Genomic DNA, 25,138 nt, shown 5'->3' on the forward strand with positions numbered 1-25,138 from the left:
GGGGGTATGCCATCCGACCGGAGGGGCGGTGTCCCGATGTCCGAGTACGAGCGTTCGCGCACGATGCCCGCGCAGCCCGAGCACGTCTTCGACCAGGCGGCCAACGTCCGCCAGTTCGACGCCTGGCTGCCGCGTGAGCTGCACGTGCACGTCGAGGATCTCCCGGCCGTCACGGTCCACGAGGACGGGACCGGCCAGGACACGGCGGCCCTGATGCGCGCCGAGAAGGACCAGATGCGCATCGAGTGGGGCACCCGCGAGCAGGGCAGCTACGCGGGCTGGCTCCAGGTCGCGGGGATCGGCAGCGGTGCCAGCGAGGTGACCGTGCACCTGTCCTTCTTCGACAAGAGGCACGACCCGGGCGAGCGGCAGGTGTGCGACGCGCTCGACAACAGCCTGCGGCGCCTGGAGGACCAGGTGCGGCTGCGCGTCGACAACACGGCGGGGTGAGTCGCCGCGCCCCGGCCGCCGAGCGGCGGGGCCGGTGACACGGACGGGGCGGCGCCCGCCCCCCGCACGACGCGGAGGGCGGGCGCCGCGGTCGTGTGCGGCCCGACCGTGCCCGCCGCCGTGGTGCGCGGCTCGGCCGTACCCGCCGCCCGTCGTGCGCGGCCGCGCCCCGGGAGCCGGTGACCCGACCGTCGGTCCTCGCGGCCCGCCGCCGACCGCTCCCGCAGGCATGCGGCACGCCGTGCGGGTATACGTACGCCCGGCGGATCAGGCGCCCGTCCGCGCGGCCATGCGGCGGGACGGGCCACGACAGGGAGGCAGGCATGTTGCAGCGGCCGGTGGAGACGGACGGGTACCCGGACGCGGGGGTGGCGACGGCGGACGGCACGGAGGCCCGCAAGCAGCGGCTGCGAAGACGGCTGGAGCGTCTGCTAGGCATCGCCGCGACGGAGGGAAACCAGCTCACGCGGTTGCGCAACGGCGACGCGATCTTCCCCGCCATGCTCGACGCGATCCGTTCGGCACGGCACACGATCGACATGATGACCTTCGTCTACTGGCGCGGCGAGATCGCCCACGAGTTCGCGAACGCCCTGGCGGAGCGGGCCAGGGCGGGGCTGCGGGTCCGCCTGCTGCTGGACGGGTTCGGAGCCAAGGAGATCGAGCAGAGCCTCCTTGACGCCATGGACGACGCGGGGGTCCAGGTCGCCTGGTTCCGCAAGCCGGTGCGGCTGTCCCCGCTCAAGCAGAACCACCGCTGTCACCGCAAGGCCCTGGTGGTGGACGAGAGCCTCGCCTTCACCGGAGGCGTCGGCATCGCTGAGGAGTGGTGCGGCGACGCGCGCGGCCCCGGTGAGTGGCGGGACACCCATGTCGAGGTGCGCGGTCCGGCCGTGGACGGCATAGCCGCCGCGTTCGCGCAGAACTGGGCCGAGTGCCACGACACGCTCTACGACGAGCGCGACCGCTTCGTCGAGCACGAGCAGCCGGGCCGCGCCGTCGTGCAGGTGGTCCGCGGTTCGGCCAGCTTCGGCTGGCAGGACATGCAGACGCTCGTGCGGGTCGTGCTGACGTCGGCGCAGGAGAGCTTCCGCCTCTCCACGGCCTACTTCGCGCCCGACGACTACTTCGTGGACCTGCTGGCCGCCACCGCCCGGCGTGGCGTGCGGGTGCAGATCCTGCTGCCCGGGCCGCACACCGACCAGCGCGCCTGCCGGCTGGCCGGGCAGCACCACTACCAGCGGCTGCTGGACGAGGGCGTGGAGATCCGCGAGTTCCAGCCGACCATGCTGCACACGAAGATCATCACGGTCGACTCGGTCGCTTCGCTGATCGGCTCGACCAACTTCAACCGGCGCTCCATGGAGCACGACGAGGAGGTCATGCTCGCCGTGCTCGACGAGGAGTTCACCGCAGGTCTGGACCGTGACTTCGATGAGGACCTGAAGCGCAGCGAGCCGGTCGATCCCGTGCGCTGGCGGCGCCGGCCGGTGCTGCAGCGGGCCCGCGAGCTCTCGGTCAGGCCGATCAGCAGGTTCCTGTAGGGGGCTCGTTCCCGTCCCGCCGCGGGCTCGGGCGGTCCCGCCGAGCGCGAGAGGGACCGGCGCCCACGCCGGGCAGGTGTCGAAACCGGCTCCGGGGGCATCGGCGCAGTATGGATGCACAGTCATGGGCCCTGCGTGGCCGGGGCCGCGCCCGCCGGGCGGCCGACAGCACGGCGATGGCCGCGGCGGCCCGCTCGGGATTCGCCGCCCGGGGGCTGATCTACGTGCTGGTGGGCGTGATAGCCCTGCAGATAGCGTTCGGCGGTGACAGCGGCGGCGAACAGGCCGACCGCGGTGGCGCGCTCGGCGAACTGGCGTCGAAGCCGTTCGGCTCGGCGATGCTGTGGATCGTCGGTGTCGCCCTCGTCGGCATGGCGCTGTGGCGGCTGTCGGAGGCGGTGTTCGGCGGGGCCGGCACGGACGGGAGCAAGGCGTCGAAGCGGGCCATGGCCGCGGGCCGGGCGGTGTTCTACGCCTTCCTGTCCTTCTCGGTCCTCTCGTACGCGGCCGGGGACAAGGGCAGCGGGAGCGGCTCCTCCGACCGGCACACCGACGACATCACGGCCACCGCGCTGAAGTGGCCGGGCGGGCAGTGGATCGTCGGGCTGGCCGGGGCCGCAGTGGTGGTCGCCGGACTGTGGATCGCCGTCCGGGCCGTGCTGAAGAAGTTCCGCAAGCACCTGCGGACCGCGGAGATGTCCCGGAAGGCGAAGCACTTCACCGACTTCTTCGGTGTCGCCGGCGGTGCCGCGCGCGGCCTCGTCTTCGCCGTCGCGGGGGTGTTCGCCCTGGTCGCGGCGGTTCAGCACCAGCCTGGCAAGGCCAAGGGCATGGACGACACGCTGCGTTCGTTCCGGGATCTGCCGGCCGGTCCTTGGCTGCTCGCCCTGGTCGCCCTGGGCCTAGCCGCGTTCGGCGTCTTCTCCTGGTGCAACGCCCGCTGGCGGGAGGTCTGAGCCGGCCGTCCGCCTAGGCGGGCAGCGGCACCGTGGCCGAGACCCGCTTGCCCTGGTCGTGCCGGGTGACATGCAGGCGGCCGCAGATTCTCAGCACGAGGTGCAGTCCACGCCCGCCCAGGCGCTGGGCGTCCACGGGCCGGACGACGGGCAGGCCCTGGGAGGTGTCCGAGACGGTGACGCGCACCTCGTGCCGGCCGGGAGCGACCTCAAGCAGCAGCGCGCAGGGACCGGGGGCGTGGCGCAGCGCGTTGGTGATCAGTTCGCTCACCACCAGTTGGGCGTCCTGGCTGGCACGCCGGCCGGGAGGGTGCCCGGCCCGGACGAGCAGGGTGCGCACGGCGCCGCGCGCGTCGGCGATGCGCAGGGCGCCGTCACCCCAGGTCGCGCTGAAGCGGAGCGTCTCGTCCGGCCCGTCACCGACCGGGGCGTCCGCTGGTTCGGCCGTGTGCGGCCCGTGACCGCCTTCGCTCTCGTGTGTCAAGGACAATTCCGTCCCCCTCGGTGTTCCCGGCATGCTTCCCGTCTTTCGCGCTGGTGCACCGCGGGTCAGGAGGTGTCGCTGCGCAGCGCGCTGTCGCGGGAGTCGGTGATCGAGAAGTGCCCGATGGTGCCGCTGATGGTCAGCAGCCGGACGAGGCCCTCCTGGAGCGGGCCGAGAATGACGAATTCGCGGCCCCGCGCGCGGTGGCGCCGCTGGGCGTCGAGGAGGGCGCTGAGCAACTGGCTGTCGCCGAAGGTCACCCCGGACAGGTCCACCACGGTGACGGGCAGATCGGACTCGTCGGCCTCGGCCCAAGCGGCGCGCAGCAGGTCGCACTCGTCGTAGTCGATCTCTCCGCGCACCCTGATCTCCAGGACACGCGCGTGCCGCGCGACCTGCACTGTTGTCTCGGATCCCCACCGCATGCGGTCATCCTGCCATCCGTGGTCCGGGGAAGGCGAGGCCGGTGTCACAAGACCCCCGCCCCGGTGCCGCCGCCCTCTTCCGGCGGCCCCGGTTCGCCTGCCGCGGCAGGGGTCGTGACGGGGGCCGTGAGGTGGCCGAGCACGTTGGTGTGGCTCAGGACGCGCTCCAGGACGTCCGGCCGGTTGTCCAGGTGCAGCGCGGCGCCGGCCGCCCGGGTGTACCGGTGGATCATCAGCAGCGCCGACAGTCCCATCGAGTCGATCCAGGTGAGGTCGGCGAAGTCCAGGCGCACATGGCGGGGGGCCGGCGGGCCGGCCAGGCCGGTGACGACGGTCTCCACCAGCTCGTCGCAGGTGTCGTAGTCGAGTTCGCCGGCGACGCGCACGGTCAGGGCCGACGGCTCGCTGATCGTGGTGAGGCTGAATTCGGTGGCAGGGTGCTGGGTCATACGTGCAGGTCGGGTCCGGGTCCGTGAGCGGGTGAGTGGGCGCGTTCGAGCAGGGCGGTGGCGCCCTCACGGAGCAGTTTCCTGGTTCGCGGGAAGTCACGCAGCCGGTCGGACAGCGCGTCCAGGGCGCTGACCAGGGACAGCGCCGGGACGTGCCGTGCCTCGAGGATCTCCGCGGTCCACAGGAGGAAGCCCGTGAACACCTCGACGTCGTCGACGTAGAGCGCGGTGGCCAGGAAGTCGGCGACGTGCGCGATGTCCTCGGCGGTCCGTTCCCGCTGCTCGTCACTGTACTCACGCAGTGCGGGGAAACGGTCCTCCAGGTCTCGCAGCGTCTGTTTGACGAGCGTGCCGCGCGACTGGACGACCAGGGTGTACTCCTGGTCGGCCAGGTGCGGCAGGTCGTCCACGATCTGCCGGGCGGCGGCCGGGTCGGGGTGCGGCAGGTCGGCCTCCAGCGCCGCGGCCGCGCCGCGGGCGTCGGCCGCCCAGCGGTCCGCGCCGAGCGCGAAGGCGTAGCGGCCCTGCGGGCCGAACGCGCGGCCCCCCGCCAGCACCGGGACGCCGACGGCCTGACAGGCGGTGATGGCCGCGTGCGCGGTGGGCAGGTGGGTGGGGATCGAGCCGGACAGCAGCACCGCCCGCGGATTGGTGCGGTGCAGGTGCGCGACGAGGTGCGGGGTGGGTGTCTGCGCGCCCAGGTAGTCCACCTGCCAGCCGCGCAGGCGCAGGATCTCCGCGACCAGCCGGGCCGGGAAGGCGTGCCATTCCCCGTCCACGCAGCCGACCGTCACGCGTCCCCGGTGCCCGCGCCGCGGGTCGCCGTCCTGCCGGTGGGCGAGGGCGGCGACGACCCGTTCGTTGATGGCGGTGGCGGCGTGTTCCTGGGCCACACTGATGCGGTTGGCGGCCCATTCGGCGCCGACCTTCTCCTGGACCCGGGCGATGACGTCCAGCAGCACGGTCTCCTCGGCGACGCCCTCGGCGAGCGCGCCGTGCACGACGGCTACCGCGCTGTACTCGTCGCCGTCCACGACGGCCTGCCAGAGCCGGTCCCGCAGCAGGCTCACCCGTATCGGAACGCTCACTCCGACCTCCCGGCGCGCTCTCCCGCCCCGGCGTGGTCCGCGGCGCCCGCCGGGGCCTTCGCGGGTGCGCTGACGGCGACGGCGGCCATGTCGTCGTGGCGGCCGGTGCCGAGCCACTGGGCGGCGATCATCTGGACCCGCTCCACGACCGCCTCGGCCGGCAGCCCGGCGCACTCGGCGAGGGTCCGCCGCAGCCGCCGCTCGCCGAACATCTCGTCGCCGAGCGGCCCGCCGCGTGCCTCGGTGATGCCGTCGGTGTACAGCAGACAGGTCTCGCCCGGGGCGAGCACCGCTTCGGCGCCGACCGAGCTGATCTCCGGCAGGGCGCCGACCAGGGTGCCGCGGGTGGGCACCTCCTCCACGCTGCCGTCCTGGCGGACGATCAGCGGCGGCAGGTGCCCGGCGCTGGTCAGCCGCACGTGCACCCGGTCGTCCCGGCGGCGCACGGAGGCGAGCACCAGGGTGGCGAACCGGGTGTGCTGAGCGGTCAGCAGGGCGCCGTTCAGCAGCTTCAGCACCTGGTCGTGGTTCCCGGCCAGAGGCAGCAGGGCGTGCAGGGTGTTGCGGATCTTGCCGGTCAGCACGGCCGCGTCCAGGCCCTTGCCGGCGACGTCGCCGAGCACGACGAGGGTTTCCTGCGAGGCCTCGGCGCCGGGGTGGAAGTCGTAGAAGTCACCGCCCACCCGCTCCTCGTCCCGGGCGGGGCGGTACTGCCCGGCGTACTCGACCCCGTCCACGGTGTGCAGGGCGGGCGGCAGGAGTTCACGCATCAGGGTGGCCGTGACGGCGGCCTGTTCGGTGTAGAGCCGGGCCGCGGACAGGGCGGCTCCGGCCCGGGCCGCGAACAGCCTGGCGAAGATCTCCTCGCCCTCGGTGAAGGCCCGCTCGGTGCCGGAGCGGAGCAGGATGAGGGCGCCGGCGGGAACGCCGTGCCCGGGCAGCGGGGTGACGATCACCGAGCCGACGGGCCCGGCGAAGCCCTCCGGGACCGCCCAGTCGGGCAGGCCGTCGGGGTCGATCCACCGGGCGGGCACCGGCGGGAAGCCCTGCAGGGCCTCGGCCAGGCCGTGCACAGCCCGCGGGTCGATCTGCCGCTGCGCCCGCTGGACGGGCCGGCCCCGCTGGGCGTAGGTCAGGGAGTGCCGGCGCCCCTGCGGGGGCAGCACGAGCACCGCGGCCTCGGCGAGGTGTTCCGCCGCCATCGACACGGTCGCCTCCGCGCAGCGCGGCACGTTGAGGGTGGACAGCAGCCTGCTGGACACCGCGGACAGGACGGCGACCCGCTCCTGCGCGCTGAGCAGCGCGGTCTCGGCCACGCGCCGGTCGGTGTCGTCGATGAGCCACCAGACCACCGCGCCGTCCTCGGACGGGGTGGGATGCGCCTCGTAGCGGCGTTCGTCGATCTCTCCGGTCAGGGGGCCGGCGAAGGTGCCTACCGATCCGTCGGTGAGACGCCGGTGGGCCGCGCACAGCCAGGACGGCACCAGGTGCTGCCGCGCACCGTCGCCGTTCCCGTGCGGCAGGAGCCGGCGGGCGGCGGCGTTCAGGCCGACGAGAGCGCCGTCCCGGTCGATGACGAGGACCGGGTAGGGGGCATCACCCCAGGTCGCGCCGACGTTGACGCCGGCGTCCCGCGGGTCGGCAAATGAACTCGGGGAAGCGCACACAAGCGGGGGCACGCACTCCGCGCGCCCCACCACCTTCCTGCTCGAGGGGATGTTGTCCTTCGGCAACCGTCCCGCATCCATCGCCGGGAAGCAAGCCACCCCCACGCATTCGCACACCGTCAGGACGACGGCCGGGCCGGCGCCATCGCCCAGCGGATGGTGCGGGTGAGCAGGTGACCGGCCGGGCGCACGGTGAGGTCCTCGACCAGCGGGAGCCTGGGCAGCCGCAGCAGAGCGCGGGCCCAGTCCGGCAGCAGGTTCACCGCGTTCGCCGCCAGCGCGCCGTACAGGGGGCGCGCGACGAGCGGCACGGGCGGTTCCAGGAGCAGGAAGCGGGCCACGGCCCGGGCCTCGGGGGTGGACCGGAGCTCGGGCCGGTAGTGCTCCAGCCGGTCGGCGAGGGCGCGGCGGTCGCGCGGCGGGTCGGCCGCCCCGAGGGCCTCGGCGACGGTCGCGGCGTCGGCGGCGTAGCCGTCGTAGCCCGCCGGGTCCAGGCGGTGGGCCCCGTAGCGTTCGTGGGCGCGCAGGAAGCATTCCGTCTCGGCGGTGTGCACCCAGCCGAGCAGACGGGGGTCGGCGGCATGGTAAGGATCACCCTCACGGGTGCGTCCGCGCACCCCCTCGTGGATGGCGCGGACCCGGTCGACGGCCGCCTGGGCGTCCGACGCCGTCCCGTAGGTGGTGACGGCCAGGAAGGCGCTGGTGCGCTGCAGCCGCCCCCAGGGGTCGCCGCGGTAGCCGGAGTGGGCGTCCACGGCCGCCATGGCGAGGGGGTGCAGGGACTGCAGCAGCAGGGCGCTCACACCGCCGATGAACATCGAGGCGTCGCCGTGGACGGTCCGGATGGGCCGGTCGGGGCCGAACCAGCGCGGGCCCGGGGTCTGGTGGATACGGGCGCGGATCGCCCCGCCGTCGGGGCCCGCGACCCGGCGGAAGAGCATCGCGCCGAGCTGGGCGCGCAGGTCCGGCAGCACGGCTCACTCCCGTCTCCCGTAGGCCGCCGCTGTCACTCGCCGGCGGGCACCCCCTCTCGTTCCCGGTCGGACCGCGGCCACACATACGGCAGGTCGTCGGGCACGCCGGGGAAGGTGCGTCCGTAGGCGTCGCGATCCTTGCGGACGAGCGCCGACTGGTGGCTGCGGTGGAAGTCCTCGTCCCCGAGCCAGGGCGGCAGTTCGCCGGCGGCCGCGAGAGCCGGCTGGTCGCGCACGGGTGCGCCGGGGCGCTCGCCGGCGAGGCCGGCGACGAGCGAGGCGGCGCAGCTGTCCTGGTGGCCCTGGTCCCGCCAGACCCGGCAGATCTCCAGGCCGTAGCGCACCAGGGCCTCCTCGTAGCCGGTCCACATGCGCACTGCGGGGTGCCGGCGCCAGCCGTATCCCGGGACGGTCAGGCCGCGCAGGACCTGGAGCGCCTCGACACGCTGTTTGCCGAGTCGCCGGCGGTCCAGGAGCAGGGCGGAGCGGTGGAAGTCGGGGTCGGGCAGGAACGTCTGCATGGCGGCCGTCCTCGCCTTCCGCGGCGGTCCGCGGTCACTTCTTGCGCAGGGCGGACGGCTTGTGCACCGCCCGCTTGCCGGACTTGTCGCTGCGGACCTCGTACTGGGGGTCGTCCGTGGAGGCGTCCACCGTGCGCCCGGCGGCCTCGGTACGCTCGGTGATCTTCCGCTCGAGCTCGCCCTCAGCGGTCCTCCCATGGCTCTTCCAGGCCACCGTGTCGCCCTTGGAGAGATCCTCGCCGGAGCCCTGGCGCTTGTTCCTGGCCATGGTCATCGGTCCTTCCCTGGCGGCCCCCCTGCCGATGGACGTCGGTCCTTTCGCCGGGTCCCCCCTGTCGCGGCCGCCAGTCCTCCGGTCCGCCGGTCCCCCCGGCCTCCCGGTCAGACCGCGCCCTCCTTCGCCCGTCCCATGAAGCCCACCAGGGCCACGACCAGCAGGTCGAACGCCACGAGGACGGTCAGGGAGACGCTGAACGCGTGGGGGGCGGTGGCCGGGCCGGAGTGGTCGGAGACCAGGCGGAAGAAGATGCTGCCGGTCAGGGCCGTGCCCACGGTCGCGCCGATCTCCTGGGCGGTGGTGAGGACGCCGGAGGCGGCGGCCGCGTGGTCGGGGCCCACGGGTGCGAGGACCATGGCCGAGAGCGGCGCCATCGTCAGGCCCATACCGACCCCGGCCACCAGCAGCGGCAGGGCGAGCAGGGCCACCTCGCCGCCCGCGCCGATCTCCCGTACCAGGAGGGCGAGTCCGCCGTAGCCGAGGGCGACGAGGAAGGCGCCGACCGCCGGGGCCCACCTGCCGAGCCGGCTCACGGCGCTGCCGCCGAGGGCGGTGGCGCCGAAGAAGCCGGCGCCCATCGGGAGGTACATCAGGCCCGAACCCAGCGGCGACATGCCACGCCCCTGCTGGAGGTAGAGGGACAGCACCAGGAAGCAGGCGCCCATGGTGGCGAAGTAGAACATCATGGCCACCAGTCCTACGGAGAACGTCCGCGAGCGGAAGAGCACCGTGTCGACCAGGGGTGAGCCGCCCCGGACCGTGCCCCGGTGCTGTTGCAGCGCGAACACCCCCAGCACCGGCACCGCCGCGACCAGGCAGAGCACCGACCACAGCGGCCAGCCCAGTTCGCGGCCCTCGGTCAGCGGCAGGACGACGGCGACCAGGCCGATCATGACCAGGAGCATGCCGACGACGTCGAGGCCGGCGCCCCCGCCGCCGCGCGACTCGGGGACCAGCCTGGGCACCAGCGCCACCGCGACCAGCCCGATGGGCACGTTGACCAGGAAGATCGCCCGCCAGCCGAGGCCGCCCGGGTCGAGCGCGATCAGCGAGCCGCCGATGAGCTGCCCGAACACGGCGGCCATGCCGATCGCCAGGCCGTAGACGTTGAACGCCACCGCCCGGGCCCGCCCCTCGTACATCGCGCCGAGCAGGGCCAGCACCTGCGGGGTGACGAGCGCGGCGGCGACGCCCTGGAACACCCGGGCCGCCACGAGCTGTTCGGGGTTCTGCGCCAGTCCGGCGCAGGCGGAAGCGGCGGTGAACAGCGCGAGCCCGAGCACGAACAGCCGCCGCCTGCCGTAGAGATCGCCCATCCGGCCGGACGTGATCATCAACGTGGCCAGCGGCAGACCGTATCCGGCGAGGACGAACTGCACGGCGACGGAACTCGCGTGCAGCTCGCTCTGCATGTCGGGTACGGCGACGTTCACGATGAAGAAGTCCAGCACCGTGATGAAGGTGCCGAGCGACACCAGTACGAGCGGACTCCAGCGCGGCGGCTCTTGGGAGGGCGCGGCGGGCGCCTCCATCAGCTCCGGCCCGGACAACTCCTCGGTCGCCATGAATGCCCCCTCGGGGATTTATCTCATTACGTTTCGAATGGCGTGCGACATCACGTGCACAGATATTCGCGTCCATGACACCCAGGACACCGAGAGCATCTTCGCATACGACCCACGGAAAGAATTCGGCCATGTCAGCGCCGTGTCAGCGGGCCTGCTCAAGCTGGGTGCGACCCACGTTCACCCCCTCCGAGAAAGCGCTATCCGAGCCGACCGCGCAACGAGAAAGGGAATCATGATCCACGCTGAGGCGACCCCCATGGAGTGGCCGCTCCCGCGCACGTGTCCGATGTCCCAACCTCCAGCTCTGGCCGAGTACCGCGACGGCCCGCCGCGTGAGGTCCAGCTCCGGAACGGCCGGCGCGCCTGGCTGATCTCCCGTCACACCGATGTGCGCCAAGCCCTCGCCGAGCCCCGGCTGAGCGTCGACGACCAGCACCCGAACTGGCCGAATCGGCTCTTGTTCCCGGTACCTCCGAGGGCCGTCTCCTTCTGGCGCATGGATCCGCCCGAACACGGCACCTACCGGAAAATGGTGGCGCCGGATTTCACCGCGCACCGCACCCAGATACTCCGACCGCTCATCGAATCGGTGGCGGACGAGTTACTGGACGAGATGACCGGGGCGACCGGGCCGGTGGACTTCCACGCGGCTTTCTCGTTGCCGCTCCCGTGCATCGTGATCGCCCGGATCTTCGGAGTTCCGGACGAGGACATGACCGAATTCAAGGAGAATACGAGCGCCATACTCAACCAGGCGGAACCGGAAAAGGCGATCGAGGCGTTCATCGCCACCACCGAGTACCTCGCCCGGCTGGCCGAGGCGCGAGCCGGGGAACCGCGGGACGACCTGCTCAGCCGGCTGACCGTCGACTACGTGCGCACCGGCCGGCTCTCCGGCGAGGACCTGGTGGCGCTGGTCCGGCTGATGCTCATCGCCGGCCACGAGACGACGGCCAACCAGATCGCGCTCAGCGTCTTCACCCTGCTGGACCGGCCCGACGTGCTCGCCGAACTCCACGCCGATCCGGGCCTGTTGCCGAAGGTCGTCGACGAGCTGCTGCGCTACTGGTCGATCGCCCAGGACAACGTTGTCCGCGTCGCCGCCGAGGAGCTGACCATCGGGGGCACCCGCATCGCCGCCGGGGACGCCGTGATCGTCTCCATCCCGGGCGCCAACCACGACGAGACCGTGTTCGCCGCCCCGGCGGAGTTCGACATCCACCGGGACAACACCCACCACCTGGCCTTCGGGCACGGTGCGCACTTCTGCCCCGGCGGCCCGCTGGTCCGCATGGAACTGGAGGTGGCGATCGGCGCCGTCTTCCGCCGCCTGCCCGGACTGCGGCTCGCCGTGCCCCGGGAGGAGGTCGCCGTCAGCACCGACACCCTCGTGTACGGCCTGAGGAGCCTGCCGGTCATCTGGTAGCCCACACCGCGACGAAGGTCGAGTCGACGGCGAGAGAGAAGCGCGTCCGGGTGCCGGCGGCAAGTGGGAGCGCTCCCATAAACCGTCGGCGCCCGTGCCGCGACACCCGCCACATCCGCAAGACCCGCAAGACCCGAAACCGTGCGAACGAGGCACCCGACGAAGTGAGGTACGAGATGGAACAGCCAACGGTCCGGCGCACCGAGGCCGCGTCCCGCCGGGCGGAGGTGGCCGCATGAGGATCGGTGTGTCCACGGCCGGCAGCCGCGGCGACTTCGAACCGTACGTGGCCCTCACCCAGGGCCTGATCGACGCCGGTCACGAGGTGGTGTTCGCCGCGCCCCGCGACGCCCGCCGCCTGGTCGCGGGGACGGACGCCGAGTTCGTCGAGATGGACCTGGAGGTCCGCGAGGTGCTGCGCTCCGAGGAGGGCCGGCGCTGGCTGGCCGCCGGGAACGTGGAGGCGTACCTCGCGGGCATCGCGAAGATGCTGTCGGAGGCCCGGCACACCATCGGTGCCTCGGTGCTGGCGGCGGCCGAGGGCGCCGACGTCCTGGTCACCGGCGTCAACACCGAGGACTACGCGCTCGCGGTCTCCCAGTCGCGCGGGACGCCCATCGTCCTCGGGCACCTGACGCCGTGGCTGCTGACCGACGAGTTCCCGCAACCGCTGACCCCCATGGAGGTGCCGGACGGCGTCCCTGCCGAGCAGTACCACCTCCAGACCCACCGGGTGGCCGAGGATGTCTACTGGCAGGGCAAGAAGGACGACATCAACGAGTTCCGCGACTCGCTCGGCCTGCTGCCGGCCCCCAGCGCGGCGCTGACCTGGACCGTGGACCTGGGTCTGCCGACGCTCCAGGCGTTCAGCGAGCAGGTGGTCCCGCGCCCGCACGACTGGGCGCCGCAGAACACGGTCACCGGCTTCTGGCGGCTTCCGCACGCGGTGCGCGAACGGGTGGGCGAGGCGGTGATCCCCGGCGGGCTGGCCGACTGGCTCACCGACGGCCCGGCGCCCGTTTTCCTCGGCTTCGGCAGCATGCCGGTGCTGGACCCGCAGAAGCTGGTCGACCTGATCGTGCGGGCCGCCGGGCGCACCGGGCTGCGGCTGCTGGTCGGCGTGGGCTGGTCGGACCTGTCCGGCCTGACCGGCGACCTGCCGGAGAACGTGCGGCTGGTGGGCGCCGTCGACCACGACTGGCTGTTCCCGCGCTGCCGGGCCGTGGTGCACCACGGCGGCGCCGGCACCACGGCCGCCGGCCTGACGGCCGGGCTGCCCACCTGGATCTACACCGTCTTCAGCGACCAGCCGTTCTGGGGCGACCGCGTGGCCCGCCTCGGCGTCGGCGGATACGCGAACTTCCAGGAGTTCGGACTCGAGCACCTGGTGGGCGTGCTGGACCGGCTGGTCGGCGACGACCTGCGCGAGCGCGCCGCCGCCATCGGCGAACGGCTCCGCGTGGAGGACGGCGTGGGCACGGCGGTCAATCTGATCGGCAAGCTAGCCGACCGGGGCTGACGCTCCGGTGGGTGCCGCGGCGCACGCCGCGGCACCCACAGCCTCCGGCACCCGCACCGTCGGGCACCCCCACCGTGCGGCATACGGCCCGGCGCCCGGCCCGTCCGGCACCCCGGCGCGGACCGGGCCGGCGCCATCAGGCGCCGGCCCGGTTCCGGTCCCGCCCCGCTCCCGTCCCCTCGAGTCCCTCGTCGCGGTCACCGGAAGTCCTGTCCCCCGGTTCCGGCCGCCGCGCGGTCGGCGTCGCCGCCGGCGCCGAGCAGCCCGGTGTGCAGCAGGGGTTCACGCGCCTCGAGGCGGGGCAGCTCATGGCGGGACAGCCGCAGGACGACCGGGGGCAGGGCGGCCCGCACCGGCTGCACGAGCCGCAGCCAGGCGGGTACGTACATCGCCGTCCGGCGGCGTTCCAGGCCGCGGACGACCCGTGCCGCGGCCACGTCGGCGCGGTACACCCGGCGCGCGGGCGGCGGCATGTGGCCGCGCAGTTCCCGCAGCACGGCGTGCTGGTCGGCGTCCCGGATCATCTCCGTGTCCATCCAGTTGAGGTAGGCGATGCCCACGCCGACCCGGCGGTGGGCCACCTCGGCCCGCAGCGAGTGCGCGAAGGCCTCCACCCCGGCCTTGGAGGCGCAGTAGGCGCTCATCATCGGTGCGGCGCCCATCGAGGCCAGGGAGGCTATCTGCAGGTAGAAGCCGGCCGTGGCCGTCAGGTCCGGCAGGAAGGCCCGGGCCGTCTGGGCGCTGCCGACGAGGTTCACCTCGATCACCCGGCGCCACTCGGCGGGGTCGGAGGAGGCGAAGGGACCGCCCTCGGCGACACCGGCGTTCGCGATCACGGCGGACGGGCGCCCGAGGCGGCGGCGCACCTCCTCGGCGGCGGCCCGCAGAGCCGGGGCGTCTGTGATGTCGACCTCGTGGACCAGGGCCGGCCCCGGCAGCCGGGCGGCGACCCGGGCCAGCAGGGCCGGCTCGTGACCCAGCAGCGCCGGCACCCCGCCGCGCCGGGCGACCTCGTGGGCGAGCGCGGCGCCCAGGCCGCGTGCCGCGCCGGTCACCACGACCACACGGCCGCGCAGCGGGCTGTCGGCGGCGGGGGTCATGTCTCCCCTGCCCCCGGGCGCGCCGTGTGGTGGGGGTGCCCGGCGGTACGGCGGGCCTCTTTCATCTCCGCCTCGTACAAGTGGTCGCGTCCGTCCGCGAGTTCGTCGACCGCGCCGCGTTCGAGCTCCTGGAAGGGCCGGTAGTAGGTCTGGTCGTAGGCCTCGACGATCTGGAACGTCCAGTGGCCGGGGATGACGTTACGGCCGAGGATCTCCGTCTCGACCCTGTCGGCCCACTCCGTGTGCCCGGCCTCCCGCAACAGGCGCACCGCGCGGTCGAGTTCGAGATCGGCGCCGCCGGTGAGCTGGTGGAAGTCGTAGAGGCGGCCCCGGGCCCGTTCCGTCGTCTCCAGGGCCTTCGACAGTGATCCGAGGGCCTCGACCGTCTTGTCGTCGACGCCCTCGGGGCGCCGGTGCCGGCGGTCGGGGCCGTCCTGGTGTCCGCTCATACCGCTCCCTGCTGTTCGCTGTCGCCGGCCGGTGTCAGTGCCTGCGGCCGGCCCGGTCGCGCCGGGCCAGCATCCGCTGGGCGCCGGCCAGACCCTTGATCCGGTGGCCGCGGAGCACGGCCCGGGCCGCGTTCGCGCCGCACGCCCCGTGCACACCGCCGCCGGGGTGGGCGCCGGCGGAGGCCAGGTAGAGACCCGGGACGGGGGTCTCCGGCCGTCCGGTGCCGGGCAGCGGGCGGAAGACGAGCTGCTGGTGCATGGCGGTCGTGCCGCCGTTGATGGCGCCCCCGACGAGGTTGGCGTCGAGCGACCACAGGGTGGGCGGGGCCAGAATACGGCGGCCGCGGACCCGGGACCGGAAGCCGGGCGCGAAGCTCTCGACGTGGCGCTCGACGCGGTCAGCCATGCGCTCCTGGTCGTCGGGCCCCCACTTCCCGGTGATGCCCTCGTCGCCTGCGTCGCCGCGGATGTCCTGCGGGATGTGCGTGTAGGCCCAGGCCGATTCGGTGCCCTCGGGGGAACGAGAGGGATCGGCCGTGGTCATCTGGCCGAACAGGCAGAACGGCCGGTCGGGCACCTGGCGCATGGCGATCTGCGCGGCGAAGCGGGTCAGCTCGTCCATCCCGTCGATCAGGTGGACGGTCCCGGCGCCGGCCGCCCGCTCGTCCCGCCACGGCACCGGTCCGTCGAGTGCCCAGTCGACCTTGAAGGTGGCGAAGTCCCACTGGAAGCGCCGCAGGTCGTCCTGGGTCTGCCCGGGCAGGTGTTCGGCGCCGACCAGTTCCTGGTACAGGGTGGGCACCGCTACGTCGGCGAGCACGGCGCGCCGGGCGGGCACCGCCTGCCCGTCGGCCGTGCGGACGCCCACGGCCCGCCCGCCGCGCACCACGACCCGCGCGACGCGCCGCCCGCAGTGCAGCTCTCCCCCACGGCTGAGCAGGCGCCGTACCAGCGCCGCGGTGAGCTCGCCGGAGCCGCCCACCGGCACGGGGAAGCCGTAGGTCTGCCCCAGCATGGACATCAGCCATCCGAAGCCCCCGCTGCCCTCGGACTCGGGCGCGAGGTCGGCGTGCAGCGCGTTGCCGGCAAGCAGCAGCCGGCCGCCCTCGCCGCGGAACTCCTCCTCCCCCATGCGGCGCACCGGCAGCAGCAGGGACCGCGCCACGCGCAGGCCGCCCGAGGCGCGCACGGCGAGGGCCAGCCGCGCCATGGCCTTCACCGGCGGGAAGGGGGTGAACAGGGCGCCCAGCAAATCGGGCCGCAGCTTCTGCCACAGCCCGAACAGGCGATGCCAGGCGGCTCCGTCGCCCTGCGCGAAGGACTCCAGGGACGCCGCCGTCTCGTCGGTCCGCCGGTGCAGCACGGCGCATCTGCCGTCGGAGAGGGGGTGGGCCAGCACACTCGGCGCGTGGGTCCAGCGCAGTCCGTGCTCCTCCAGGTGCAGCGCGGAGAGCACGGGGGACGCGGCCGCAAGGGGGTAGAACGAGCTGAACACGTCGCTGACGAAGTCCGGGTCCACGCCCCGGTCGTGCCGGACGGCGCCGCCCGGCTCCGGCTGCTCCTCCAGGACGCTGACGCTCCATCCCGCGTCCAGCAGCAGGTTGGCGGCCACCAGGCCGTTGGGGCCGGCCCCGATCACCACCGCGTCAGGCATGGCGGGCTCCGTTCCCACCCGTGGCGTACCGTCCGAGCGGCCGCGACCGACCTTCCCGCTCCTCGGTGGTGTCGCCGTCCTCGCAGGTCTTCGCCAGGCGGGCGAGCATGGCCCGGTGGCGTAGCTGGATCAGCATCTCGAAGCCCATGTTGTGCAGGGTCCCGCCCGCGCCCTGGAGCGGGTGCTCGTCGACGATGACCAGGCAGTACTCACCCCACTTGCGCAGCTCGATGCAGATGCGGGCGGTGCCGAGCGGACCCGCTTTGGCTTCGAGCTCCAGGACGGATCCCTCCACGCAGCGCCGTACGACCGTCTCGTTGCCGACCTCGAAGGGGCCCAGCCGGATCTGGTAGCTGATCGACGCCGACTCCTGCGGCCACTCACCGTCCTTCGGCTGGGACGCGGCGGTTCCCACCACCCACTGCGCGTACCGGCTGCCGTCGGCGAGCACCTGCCAGACCCTGGCCGGACTGGTCTTGATCAGACGATGCCGAACCGCCACGTGCGCCTCCTGCTGCATACGTCCGTTTGCCTGTCCTCGCCGAGTGCCCTGACTGGCCCCGTCCGACACGTGGCCCGCCGTCCCGGGTGCGCGGGCGGCCGGTTCGGCCGATGCTGGAGCCATGCCCGGGAAGCGTCCAGTGATCGTGCAGCTGCCGTCCCCGACCGGCGGACGCCGGGTGCGGGTCGACGGCGAGATCCTCGGCCTCGCGCACAGCGTGCGCGATCTGGTCGAGTTCCTGCGCCGGGCGGGCCTGGAGATCGAGCCGGAGGAAGTGGCGGACTCGCCGCTGATCGACTGGCGCGGCATGGGCCCGGACCGGTGGGAGGCCGAGACCCGGACCTGAGCGCGTCGGGCCGCACGGCCTCCGGGGAACGTCGGCGCGCTGCCCGGTTCCGGTGCGCCCGTTGGGGTACGACCGCTGCGAGCGGGTACGCGCGTCGGCACGGCCACAGCTGGAGGCATCCCTTGGGCGAATCATCACTGCGGGCGGTGGGCTGGGCGCGCTCGCTGCCGCTGAACTCGAGCGTCAGGACCGCGCGCGACTGGGCGCGCGAACATCTCATGTCACTGGGCTGGGCCGAGTCGGCGCCGGAGACCATGGACGACGTTCTGCTGACCATCTCGGAACTGGTCACCAACGCCCACGTGCACGCGCACAGCGCGGCCGACCTCGTGCTGACCTGGGACAGCTCCTGTCTGCACGTGACCGTGCACGACCGTTCCCGGCGGCTGCCGGTACCGCGCCCGGCCGACACCGAGCGTCCGGGCGGGCGCGGCATGCTGCTCGTCGACGCGCTGGCCGACACCTGGCAGGCCCGTCCCTGTCCGGACGGCAAGATCGTGCACGCCTGTTTCCGGCCGCCCGACGCCGGCTGACTCATGCTCCCCCCGCGCGGCCGGCCCGGGGAGGGTCCGTCAGTCGCCGGCGGTGCCCGGCCGGTACAGCACGGGCAGGTCGCCGGGGCGTACCCGCAGCGTCACCGGCAGGGTGGCCTCCACCTCGCCGTCGGCGCCGTAGGGGACGGGCCGCGACGCCTCGATGCGCAGTTCGCGTCCGCGCAGCACCCGTACCTCCGGGCGCCGTACGTGGGCGCCGGTCTTCAGTTCGTTCATCAGCGTGAAGAAGAGCAGGCGCGGCGCCTCGCGGATCAGCACGACGTCGAGCAGTCCGTCGTCGACCCGCGCGCCGGGGGCGATGAGGCGGCCGAAGCCGTAGTAGGGGGAGTTGGCGGCTACGACGGTGTAGCCGCGGTGCCGGTGTTCCTCGCCGTCGACGGTGACGCGGTAGTCGGCCGGCCGCCAGGTGGTGACGGCCCGCAGGCCGCCCGCGTAGTACGAGGCGGCGCCGCGCAGCAGCCGGGTGGTGTTCGCGTGCCGGTTGGCGAGCGCGTCGACCCCGGCGTAGACGCTGCCCAGGACCACGGTGCGCGGGTGGACGGCCGATTCGACCTCGATGGTGTCGACCGGCGCGGGCTCCGCGTGCAGCAGGATCCCGGCGAGTGCGGCGGGGTCGCGGGGCAGGCCGAGGGCGCGCGCGAAGTCGTTGCCCCGCCCGGCGGGCACGAGACCGAGGACGGTGCCGGTGCCGCTGAGCGCACCGCCGATGCCGCCGGCCATGCCGTCGCCGCCGACCGCCAGGACCACCCGGCCGCGTGCTCCGGCCTGCCGGGCGATGTCCTGGGCGTGGGCGAGGCTGTGGCTATACTCCGTCTCCAGTCCGGCACCGGCCGCGCGGAGCAGGCGGGCCACCTGGAGCAGTGACGCCGCCCCGGTCGAGTCACCCGCGGTCGGGTTGACGACGGCGGTGAACTGTCGCATCGGTGTGCCTCCGGGCGGTGACGGTGGGAGCGGAACAGGGGCCGGGGTGGGTCAGTCGGTGGGCAGCAGGATGCCCGGGTTGAGGAGCCCTCGCGGGTCGAGGCGGTGCTTGACGGCGCGCAGCGCTGCCACGCCGAGGGCGCCCGCCTCCCGGAGGTACCAGTCGCGGTGGTCGGTGCCCACGCCGTGGTGGTGGCTGATGGTGCCGCCGGCGGCGAGCACGGCGTCGTTGGCGGCGTGCTTGGCGGGCGCCCAGTGCGCGACCGGGTCCGCGCCCTGGGCGCTGACGACGGTGAAGTAGAGGGAGGCCCCGTTCTCGTACACGTGCGAGATGTGGCACATGACCAGCGGCGGGGTGCCGGCCCGGGTGAGGGTGTCGGTGAGGGCCGCGCGCACCCCGGCGTAGAGGTCGGGGATGCGGGACCAGAACGCGGCGGTCTCCAGTGTCTCGGCGAAGGCGCCCGCGTCGAGCAGCGCGTCGCGCAGGTAGGGCGCCGAGTAGCGGCCGTGCGCCCAGCGTTCGCCGGGTTCGGCGCCGATCGGGGTGCCGCCGCAGTCCCGCAGCACGGCCGCCGCCCGCTCGCGGCGCCGTGCGGTGTCCTCGGCGGTTCCCTCGTAGCCGGTGATCGCCGTGCAGCCGGCGTCGCCCTGCGCGAGCCCGGTGCCGATGGCGTCCGGCTGGGCGAGGCCGACGAGCGCCTCGGTCTCGTCGGACAGGCGCAGCACGGTGGGCCGCGGGCCGTCCTGGGCGAGCCGGCGCAGGGCCGCTGCACCCTCCTCGAAGGAGGCGAACCGCCAGCCCTCGTACCGGCGCACCTGCGGCAGCGGGCGGATCCGTACGAGGACGGAGGTGATCACGCCGAAGGCGCCCTCCGAGCCGAGGACGAGCTGGCGCAGGTCGGGTCCCGCGGCGGAGCGGGGGGCGCGGCCGGTGTCGATGGTGCCCTCGGGGGTGGCGAGGGTCAGTCCGAGCACCATGTCGTCGAAGCGGCCGTAGCCGGCGGAGGCCTGCCCGCTGGAGCGCGCGGCGGCGAAACCGCCGATGGTGGCCCACTCGTAGGACTGCGGGAAGTGGCCGAGGGTGAAGCCCCGTTCGGCGAGGAGGGCCTCGGCCTCGGGGGCGCGCAGGCCGGGCTGGAGGACGGCGGTGCGGGAGACCGGGTCGAGGTCGAGCAGGCCGTTCATGCGGCGCAGGTCCAGGGCGACGAAGGCGCGGTGTTCGGGGGCGAGTCCGCCCACCACCGAGGTGCCGCCGCCGAACGGGACGGCGGCCAGGCCGTGCGCGGCGCAGGCGCGCAGTACGGCGAGGACGTCGTCGTGGGAGCCGGGCAGGACCACCGCCTGCGGGACGTCGGAGACATCGCCGGTGCGCAGCCGCAGCAGGTCGGGGGTGGACTTGCCGCGGGTGTGCCGGATGCGGCTCTCAGCGTCGGTGCGCACGTGCCGGTCGCCGCCCACGGCCTCGGCCAGCGCCTCGAGCGCGGCCGGGCCGGCCGTGGGAGCGGGCAGCCGGATGTCCTCCAGCGCGAGCGCCGGCGCGGTGCGCGGTGTGACGCCGAGCAGGTCGCGCAGCAGTCCGGTCACCGCGGCGGGCAGCGGTGCGGCCTTCGCCGGGTCGCCCCAGCCGTTCCACAGCATGTCCATCGAAGGGTCGTCCTCACAGGTCGGTGTGCTCGGTTCGCGCGGCGGCGGCTCCGCCCGGCCCCCGGGGCGTTACACTGTGACACATGACGCCTATTCGTCACAACGGTTCGGACAGCGATCCCGTGCTCGACGCGGTGCGCGACTGCGTGCTGGCCGTCGGGGTGCGCCGCACGACCCTGGCCGACGTGGCCCGCCGCGCCGGTGTCTCGCGGATGACGCTGTACCGGCGCTGGCCCGACCTGCGCACTCTGGTGGGCGATCTGATGACCCGTGAGTGGATCGACGTGGCCACCCGCGCGATACCGGAACCCACGCCGGACACGGTCACCCGGGCCCGGATCGTGGACGGGCTGGTGGCGGGGGTGGAGGCGTTCCGCGCGCACCCCCTCTTCCGGAAGATCGTCGACGTCGACCCCGAACTGCTGCTCCCCTACGTCCTGGACCGGCGCGGCACCAGCCAGGAGGCGCTGCTGGCGCTGCTGGCCGACGCGCTGCGCGAGGGCCACGCGGACGGTTCGGTGCGCACCGCCCACACCGAGCGGCAGGCACGCGCCCTGCTGCTGGTGGTGCAGTCCTTCGCCCTGTCCCTGCGCACGATGACCGACGAGGACGACCCCTGTCTCGACTCCGCCGCCCTGCTCGGCGAGCTGCGCACCCTTCTGGAGAGGACCCTGACGCCATGAGCCGTCCCGAGGCCGTACCCGGCTCGTCCCTCAGCGCGGCCCGGCGCACCCGCGAACTCGCCGAGGCCGCGGACGGCCGGGTCTGCGACGTCCTGGTCGTCGGGCTCGGCGCCACCGGCGCCGGAGCGGCCCTGGACGCGGCCGCCCGCGGGCTGGACGTCGTCGCGGTCGACGCCCACGACCTGGCGTTCGGCACCTCGCGCTGGAGCTCGAAGCTGATCCACGGCGGGCTGCGCTATCTGGCCTCCGCCCAGTTCGACGTCGCCCACGAGAGCGCCGTGGAGCGCGGCGTGCTGATGACCCGGACCGCCCCGCACCTCGTGGCCGCCCAGCCCTTCGTGCTGCCGCTGACCCCGCTGGTGTCACGCGCCCAGGCCTCGCTGGCCTGGGCCGGGTTCCGGGCCGGGGACATGCTTCGGCTCGCCGCGCGGACGCCGCGCCAGGTGCTGCCCGCGCCGCGCCGGCTGTCGGCGACGGAGGCCCGGCACCTGGCGCCGGCGGTGCGCGCCGACGGGCTGCGCGGCGGGCTGCTGTCCTGGGACGGCCGGGTCACGGACGACGCCCGGCTGGTGACCGCCCTGGCCCGCACCGCCGCCGCGCACGGCGCCCGGGTGCTGACCCGGGTGCGGGCGCTGGAGCTGACCGGGACCGGCGCCCGCGTCCGGGACGAACTGACCGGCGAGGAGGGCGGGATCCGCGCCCGCGTGGTGATCAACGCCACCGGGGTGTGGGCCGGCGAACTGGCCGGCGGCATCCGGATCCGCCCTTCGCGCGGCACCCACCTGGTCCTGCGCTCGGAGCGGCTCGGGACGCTGCCGGCCGGGCTGCACATCCCGATCCCCGGCGAGACCAACCGCTTCGTGCTGGTCCTGCCGCAGGGCGACGGCCGCGTCTACGTCGGCCTCACCGACGAACCGGTCGACGGCCCCCTGCCGGACGTCCCGGAGGTGCCCGAGACCGACATCGGCTTCCTGCTGGACGTGCTCGGGTCCGTCCTGGACGTCCCGGTCCACCGGGACGAGGTCGTCGGGGCCTTCGCCGGGCTGCGCCCGCTGCTGGACGCGGGCGGGGCCGCGAGCGCGGGTGACGCCCCGGCCCGGACCTCCGACATCTCGCGCCGGCACGCGGTCCTCACCTCACCGGACGGCGTGACCACCGTCGTCGGCGGCAAGCTCACCACCTACCGGCGGATGGCGCAGGACGCGGTGGACGCCGCCCTGGCGGCCCGCGGCCTGAACGCCCGCCCCTCCCCCACCGCGGAGCTGCCGCTGGTCGGCGCCGCCGCGCCCGGGCTGCTGCGCTCCCTGCCCGCGCCGCGCCGCCTGGTCCGCCGGCACGGCACCGAGGCGCCGGCCGTCCGGGCCCTGGCCGAACGCGATCCCGCGCTGGCGGAACCCGTGCTGCCGGGCCACCCGGTCACCCGGGCCGAACTCGTCTGGGCCGCACTGCACGAGGGCGCCCTGGACGCGGCCGACCTGCTGGACCGCCGCACCCGCATCGGCCTGGTCCCCGAGGACCGCGCCGAGGCCCTCGCCACCGCTCACGACGCCCTGGACCGCGCGACCGCCGGACACCGCTGAGGTCGGATGCGAACCCGGCCGGCCCGGTCCGAGAGGCGGCGTCGTCCGGGGTCGGCGCGCTCCACCGGACCACGACGCGGTCCGGTGGACGCCGTCGCGGGTGACCGGCCGGGCGCGCCGACCCCGGACGGGCCGTCCCACGGTCCGACCGAGGCCGGCGCGCCGCCTGTGCCGGCCGGTACACCGGCCGGCCGTGCAGCACCGGGTCCGGCGACGGCAGAAACCCGGGGTCAGGCGCCGCGCGGTCACACCAACGGCCCCCCTGCACCAGGCCGCCGGTCACCGACCCGACGCTCCCGCGGCCCAGGCGGCACCCCGCCCGGCGACGGCCACCGAACCCCGGGACACGCACCGCACGGCGGCCGCCGGTCACCGACCGGAGAACCCGCCGCCCGGAAAACCCCCGCCGGCGACAGCCACCGACCCCCGGGACAGCCGCCGCGCGGTCACGTCGGCGACGGGGGCCGCGGGGTCACGTCAGCGACCCCGTGTTCACCAGGTCGCCGGAGGCCGGCCGGGGCACCGTGCCGCTCGCCGGGGGCTCCTCGTGGCGTTCGACCCAGGCCGTCAGGGCGGTGAAGGCGGCGCGGTAGCAGGGCAGGATCGGGCGCAGCCGGTCCGGGTAGGTGTCGTAGAGGCTGTCCACGTGGGTGCCGCCCTCGATCCGGTAGTAGCGGTGCAGCCGGGAGCGGCCCTGCTCGGCGATCATCCGGGCGTACAGGTCGGACTGGACCCGGATGGGGATCAGCGCGTCCAGGGTGCCGTGCACGGTGATCATGGGCTTGCCGATGCGGCCGGTGAGCGCGACCCGGGCGACCGCGTCGTGGACGGCGCGGGGCCGGGACGCGTAGTCGTAGCCGGCGTCGGAGGGGCAGGGGGCGAAGATCTCCTCGACCGTCGAACCGGCCGAGGTGCCGGGACAGTCGGGGTCGTAGCCGGGGTCGAACTCGGCGCGGTAGGTCTTCTGGGTCAGTCCCCAGTAGGCCTTCTCGTGGTACGGCCACAGGAACTCCGAGCCGCGGGCGAACCCGGCCGCGTACATGTCCTCGTCGCCGGCCCGGCCGAGCTGGCGGGCGACGGCGGTGGGCAGGAACGTGAAGAGGTTCGGGCCCTCCGCGCGCCACAGCGGCCCCTCCCAGTCCACCCCGCCGTCGTAGAGCTCGGGGTGGTTCTCCAGCTGCCACCGGGTGAGGTAGCCGCTGTTGGAGATCCCGGTCATGTAGGTGCGGCGCGGAGCGTGCCCGTAGTACTGGGCGACGACCGCCTTGGCCGCGCGGGTCAGCTCGGTGGTGCGCCGGTTCCACTCGACGACGGCGTCACCGGGCCGCCTGCCGTCGGTGTAGAAGTCGGGCCCGCTGTTGCCCTTGTCGGTGGCGGCGAACGCGTACCCCTGGGCCAGCACCCAGTCGGAGACGAGGGTGTCCATCGCGTACTGCCTGCGGACGCCCGGGGCGCCGGTGACGACCAGCTTGCCGTTCCAGTCGTCGGGCAGCCGGATCACGAACTGGGCGTCGTGGTTCCAGCCGTGCAGCGTGTTCAGCCGCGAGGGCCCCGGGAAGTAGCCGTCGATCTGCAGACCGGGCACGCCGGTGGGGTTGCGGGTGCCCCGGGCGGTGAGCCCGGCCCAGTCGGCGGTGTCGGTCCAGGGCGTGCCGGCGAGGGCGCTGGTCGTCAGGTCGTCGTGCCGGGAGGTCTGCTGCAGTTCGGCACCCGGGACCGTGACCGGCCCCCGCCCGGGGCGCCGGCCGGGCGAGCCGTCGGCGGCCCGGGCCGAGGCCGCGGGGGTGACGGTCGCCGCCGCGAGCAGGGCGGCGGACAGCAGGGTGCTTCGACGGCTGGGGTGCATGGTGCGGCCTTCCGGGTCCGGTGGTGCGGGTACGGAGGTGCTGGAGCGTGCCGTGCACATGGTTGGCCTCCCACACCTGCCGGAACATGGTCGGCAGCCACACATCGCGAGCGTCACCGGTGGCACGCACGCACATGGGGGTGCCTCGGATGGCGAGACACGGCGCATCCCGTCGCCGTGGGCGCCCGGACCGCTCCCGGCGTGCGGGCCGTCGGCGGCGCGGTTGGCGGCGACGGAGGCGTTGCAGACGACATCGCCGGCCCGGATGAGCCGGCCGCCGACCTCCACGTCCTCGGTGGCGATCCTGAGGATCCCCACGCCGTCGCCTTCGGGCACGGCCCGCACTTCTGTCTGGCGGCCCTGACGGCCCGGATGGAGGCCGAGGTCATGATCCGGGCCGTGCTCGGCCGCTTCCCGCGGCTCCGGCTCGCCGTGGCGGACGAGGACGTCGAGTTCCAGCGCGAGGGACTGATCCGCGGGCCGCGCGTCCTGCCGGTGACCTGGTAGCGCG

General features: G+C 74.2%; 26 protein-coding genes. 10 read left to right on the top strand and 16 right to left on the bottom strand.

The window, feature by feature from the left end; all coding sequences use genetic code 11:
• Window positions 1-36 precede the first annotated feature (36 nt).
• The 3 genes from ACFQ9Z_RS00380 (at window position 37) to ACFQ9Z_RS00390 (ending at window position 2,950) form a co-directional block, all read left to right on the top strand.
• Window positions 37-450: an SRPBCC family protein gene (locus ACFQ9Z_RS00380; protein ID WP_383009029.1), complete on the top strand. Its 414-nt coding sequence runs from the start codon at window positions 37-39 to the stop codon at window positions 448-450.
• 323 nt (window positions 451-773) lie between these two features.
• Window positions 774-1,994, top strand: coding sequence for a phosphatidylserine/phosphatidylglycerophosphate/cardiolipin synthase family protein (locus ACFQ9Z_RS00385; RefSeq protein WP_383009031.1), 1,221 nt, complete (start codon window positions 774-776; stop codon window positions 1,992-1,994).
• Window positions 1,995-2,104: 110 nt separating this feature from the next.
• Window positions 2,105-2,950 carry a DUF1206 domain-containing protein gene (locus ACFQ9Z_RS00390; protein ID WP_383009033.1) on the top strand — a complete coding sequence of 282 codons (846 nt, stop codon included), beginning with the start codon at window positions 2,105-2,107 and terminating at the stop codon, window positions 2,948-2,950.
• A gap of 13 nt (window positions 2,951-2,963) precedes the next feature.
• On the opposite strand, the gene ACFQ9Z_RS00395 is transcribed toward ACFQ9Z_RS00390, so the two are convergent.
• The 9 genes from ACFQ9Z_RS00395 to ACFQ9Z_RS00435 all read right to left on the bottom strand — a co-directional run bounded on the left by ACFQ9Z_RS00395 (window position 2,964) and on the right by ACFQ9Z_RS00435 (window position 10,400).
• Window positions 2,964-3,434, bottom strand: a complete 471-nt coding sequence (locus tag ACFQ9Z_RS00395) for an ATP-binding protein (protein WP_383009035.1) — start codon at window positions 3,432-3,434, stop codon at window positions 2,964-2,966.
• 65 nt (window positions 3,435-3,499) lie between these two features.
• Complete coding sequence (locus ACFQ9Z_RS00400) at window positions 3,500-3,859, bottom strand: STAS domain-containing protein (protein ID WP_383009037.1); 360 nt, start codon at window positions 3,857-3,859, stop codon at window positions 3,500-3,502.
• A gap of 44 nt (window positions 3,860-3,903) precedes the next feature.
• Window positions 3,904-4,308: an STAS domain-containing protein gene (locus ACFQ9Z_RS00405; protein ID WP_383009039.1), complete on the bottom strand. Its 405-nt coding sequence runs from the start codon at window positions 4,306-4,308 to the stop codon at window positions 3,904-3,906.
• Complete coding sequence (locus ACFQ9Z_RS00410) at window positions 4,305-5,396, bottom strand: B12-binding domain-containing protein (RefSeq protein ID WP_383009041.1); 1,092 nt, start codon at window positions 5,394-5,396, stop codon at window positions 4,305-4,307. The genes ACFQ9Z_RS00405 and ACFQ9Z_RS00410 overlap by 4 nt, the downstream gene beginning before the upstream one ends.
• Window positions 5,393-7,075 carry a PP2C family protein-serine/threonine phosphatase gene (locus ACFQ9Z_RS00415; RefSeq protein WP_383009043.1) on the bottom strand — a complete coding sequence of 561 codons (1,683 nt, stop codon included), beginning with the start codon at window positions 7,073-7,075 and terminating at the stop codon, window positions 5,393-5,395. Before ACFQ9Z_RS00415 ends, ACFQ9Z_RS00410 begins: the two co-directional genes overlap by 4 nt.
• A gap of 107 nt (window positions 7,076-7,182) precedes the next feature.
• On the bottom strand, window positions 7,183-8,004 hold the full coding sequence (locus ACFQ9Z_RS00420; RefSeq protein WP_383010261.1) for an oxygenase MpaB family protein: 822 nt from the start codon (window positions 8,002-8,004) through the stop codon (window positions 7,183-7,185).
• A 65-nt stretch (window positions 8,005-8,069) separates the two neighbouring features.
• Window positions 8,070-8,558 (bottom strand): MSMEG_6728 family protein, encoded by a 489-nt coding sequence (locus ACFQ9Z_RS00425; protein ID WP_383009046.1) that lies wholly within the window; start codon window positions 8,556-8,558, stop codon window positions 8,070-8,072.
• Window positions 8,559-8,592: 34 nt separating this feature from the next.
• Window positions 8,593-8,826, bottom strand: coding sequence for a DUF2945 domain-containing protein (locus ACFQ9Z_RS00430; RefSeq protein ID WP_383009048.1), 234 nt, complete (start codon window positions 8,824-8,826; stop codon window positions 8,593-8,595).
• Window positions 8,827-8,939: 113 nt separating this feature from the next.
• Complete coding sequence (locus tag ACFQ9Z_RS00435) at window positions 8,940-10,400, bottom strand: MFS transporter (protein ID WP_383009050.1); 1,461 nt, start codon at window positions 10,398-10,400, stop codon at window positions 8,940-8,942.
• 235 nt (window positions 10,401-10,635) lie between these two features.
• On the opposite strand from ACFQ9Z_RS00435, the gene ACFQ9Z_RS00440 reads away from it, so the two are divergent.
• Together ACFQ9Z_RS00440 and ACFQ9Z_RS00445 are read left to right on the top strand one after the other, a co-directional pair.
• Entirely contained in the window at window positions 10,636-11,829 is a 1,194-nt protein-coding gene (locus ACFQ9Z_RS00440; RefSeq protein WP_383009052.1) for a cytochrome P450, read from the top strand.
• A 235-nt stretch (window positions 11,830-12,064) separates the two neighbouring features.
• Entirely contained in the window at window positions 12,065-13,348 is a 1,284-nt protein-coding gene (locus tag ACFQ9Z_RS00445) for a glycosyltransferase (RefSeq protein ID WP_383009054.1), read from the top strand.
• A gap of 197 nt (window positions 13,349-13,545) precedes the next feature.
• On the opposite strand, the gene ACFQ9Z_RS00450 is transcribed toward ACFQ9Z_RS00445, so the two are convergent.
• The 4 genes from ACFQ9Z_RS00450 to ACFQ9Z_RS00465 are packed head-to-tail and all read right to left on the bottom strand — an operon-like array spanning window position 13,546 to window position 17,053.
• Complete coding sequence (locus ACFQ9Z_RS00450; protein ID WP_383009056.1) at window positions 13,546-14,448, bottom strand: SDR family oxidoreductase; 903 nt, start codon at window positions 14,446-14,448, stop codon at window positions 13,546-13,548.
• Entirely contained in the window at window positions 14,445-14,897 is a 453-nt protein-coding gene (locus ACFQ9Z_RS00455; protein ID WP_383009058.1) for a hypothetical protein, read from the bottom strand. Before ACFQ9Z_RS00455 ends, ACFQ9Z_RS00450 begins: the two co-directional genes overlap by 4 nt.
• A 34-nt stretch (window positions 14,898-14,931) precedes the next feature.
• Entirely contained in the window at window positions 14,932-16,551 is a 1,620-nt protein-coding gene (locus ACFQ9Z_RS00460; protein ID WP_383009060.1) for a phytoene desaturase family protein, read from the bottom strand.
• A complete protein-coding gene (locus ACFQ9Z_RS00465) occupies window positions 16,544-17,053 on the bottom strand; it encodes an SRPBCC family protein (protein ID WP_383009062.1) in 510 nt (169 codons plus the stop codon). The genes ACFQ9Z_RS00460 and ACFQ9Z_RS00465 overlap by 8 nt, the downstream gene beginning before the upstream one ends.
• Window positions 17,054-17,174: 121 nt before the next feature.
• Here ACFQ9Z_RS00465 and ACFQ9Z_RS00470 point away from each other — a divergent pair, with 121 nt between their 5' ends.
• Both ACFQ9Z_RS00470 and ACFQ9Z_RS00475 read left to right on the top strand, forming a co-directional pair.
• Window positions 17,175-17,399, top strand: a complete 225-nt coding sequence (locus ACFQ9Z_RS00470) for a hypothetical protein (RefSeq protein ID WP_174266375.1) — start codon at window positions 17,175-17,177, stop codon at window positions 17,397-17,399.
• Between the two features lie 122 nt (window positions 17,400-17,521).
• The gene (locus ACFQ9Z_RS00475; protein WP_383009065.1) at window positions 17,522-17,932 is read left to right on the top strand and encodes an ATP-binding protein; all 411 of its coding nucleotides are present in this window, start codon (window positions 17,522-17,524) and stop codon (window positions 17,930-17,932) included.
• 39 nt (window positions 17,933-17,971) lie between these two features.
• On the opposite strand, the gene ACFQ9Z_RS00480 is transcribed toward ACFQ9Z_RS00475, so the two are convergent.
• Together ACFQ9Z_RS00480 and ACFQ9Z_RS00485 are read right to left on the bottom strand one after the other, a co-directional pair.
• Window positions 17,972-18,874 (bottom strand): YegS/Rv2252/BmrU family lipid kinase, encoded by a 903-nt coding sequence (locus ACFQ9Z_RS00480; RefSeq protein WP_383009067.1) that lies wholly within the window; start codon window positions 18,872-18,874, stop codon window positions 17,972-17,974.
• A 51-nt stretch (window positions 18,875-18,925) separates the two neighbouring features.
• A complete protein-coding gene (locus ACFQ9Z_RS00485; RefSeq protein ID WP_383009069.1) occupies window positions 18,926-20,518 on the bottom strand; it encodes an FAD-binding oxidoreductase in 1,593 nt (530 codons plus the stop codon).
• An 83-nt stretch (window positions 20,519-20,601) separates the two neighbouring features.
• Between ACFQ9Z_RS00485 and ACFQ9Z_RS00490 the strand changes: the two genes are divergently transcribed.
• Window positions 20,602-21,201, top strand: a complete 600-nt coding sequence (locus tag ACFQ9Z_RS00490; protein WP_383009071.1) for a TetR/AcrR family transcriptional regulator — start codon at window positions 20,602-20,604, stop codon at window positions 21,199-21,201.
• Window positions 21,198-22,781, top strand: coding sequence for a glycerol-3-phosphate dehydrogenase/oxidase (locus ACFQ9Z_RS00495; protein WP_383009073.1), 1,584 nt, complete (start codon window positions 21,198-21,200; stop codon window positions 22,779-22,781). The genes ACFQ9Z_RS00490 and ACFQ9Z_RS00495 overlap by 4 nt, the downstream gene beginning before the upstream one ends.
• Window positions 22,782-23,253: 472 nt before the next feature.
• On the opposite strand, the gene ACFQ9Z_RS00500 is transcribed toward ACFQ9Z_RS00495, so the two are convergent.
• Window positions 23,254-24,627, bottom strand: a complete 1,374-nt coding sequence (locus ACFQ9Z_RS00500; protein WP_383010263.1) for a tannase/feruloyl esterase family alpha/beta hydrolase — start codon at window positions 24,625-24,627, stop codon at window positions 23,254-23,256.
• A gap of 177 nt (window positions 24,628-24,804) precedes the next feature.
• Between ACFQ9Z_RS00500 and ACFQ9Z_RS00505 the strand changes: the two genes are divergently transcribed.
• Window positions 24,805-25,134, top strand: coding sequence for a hypothetical protein (locus tag ACFQ9Z_RS00505; RefSeq protein ID WP_383009075.1), 330 nt, complete (start codon window positions 24,805-24,807; stop codon window positions 25,132-25,134).
• Window positions 25,135-25,138: the final 4 nt, after the last annotated feature.

This window comes from Streptomyces sp. NPDC056580 (genome assembly GCF_042793175.1).
Taxonomy (GTDB): domain Bacteria; phylum Actinomycetota; class Actinomycetes; order Streptomycetales; family Streptomycetaceae; genus Streptomyces.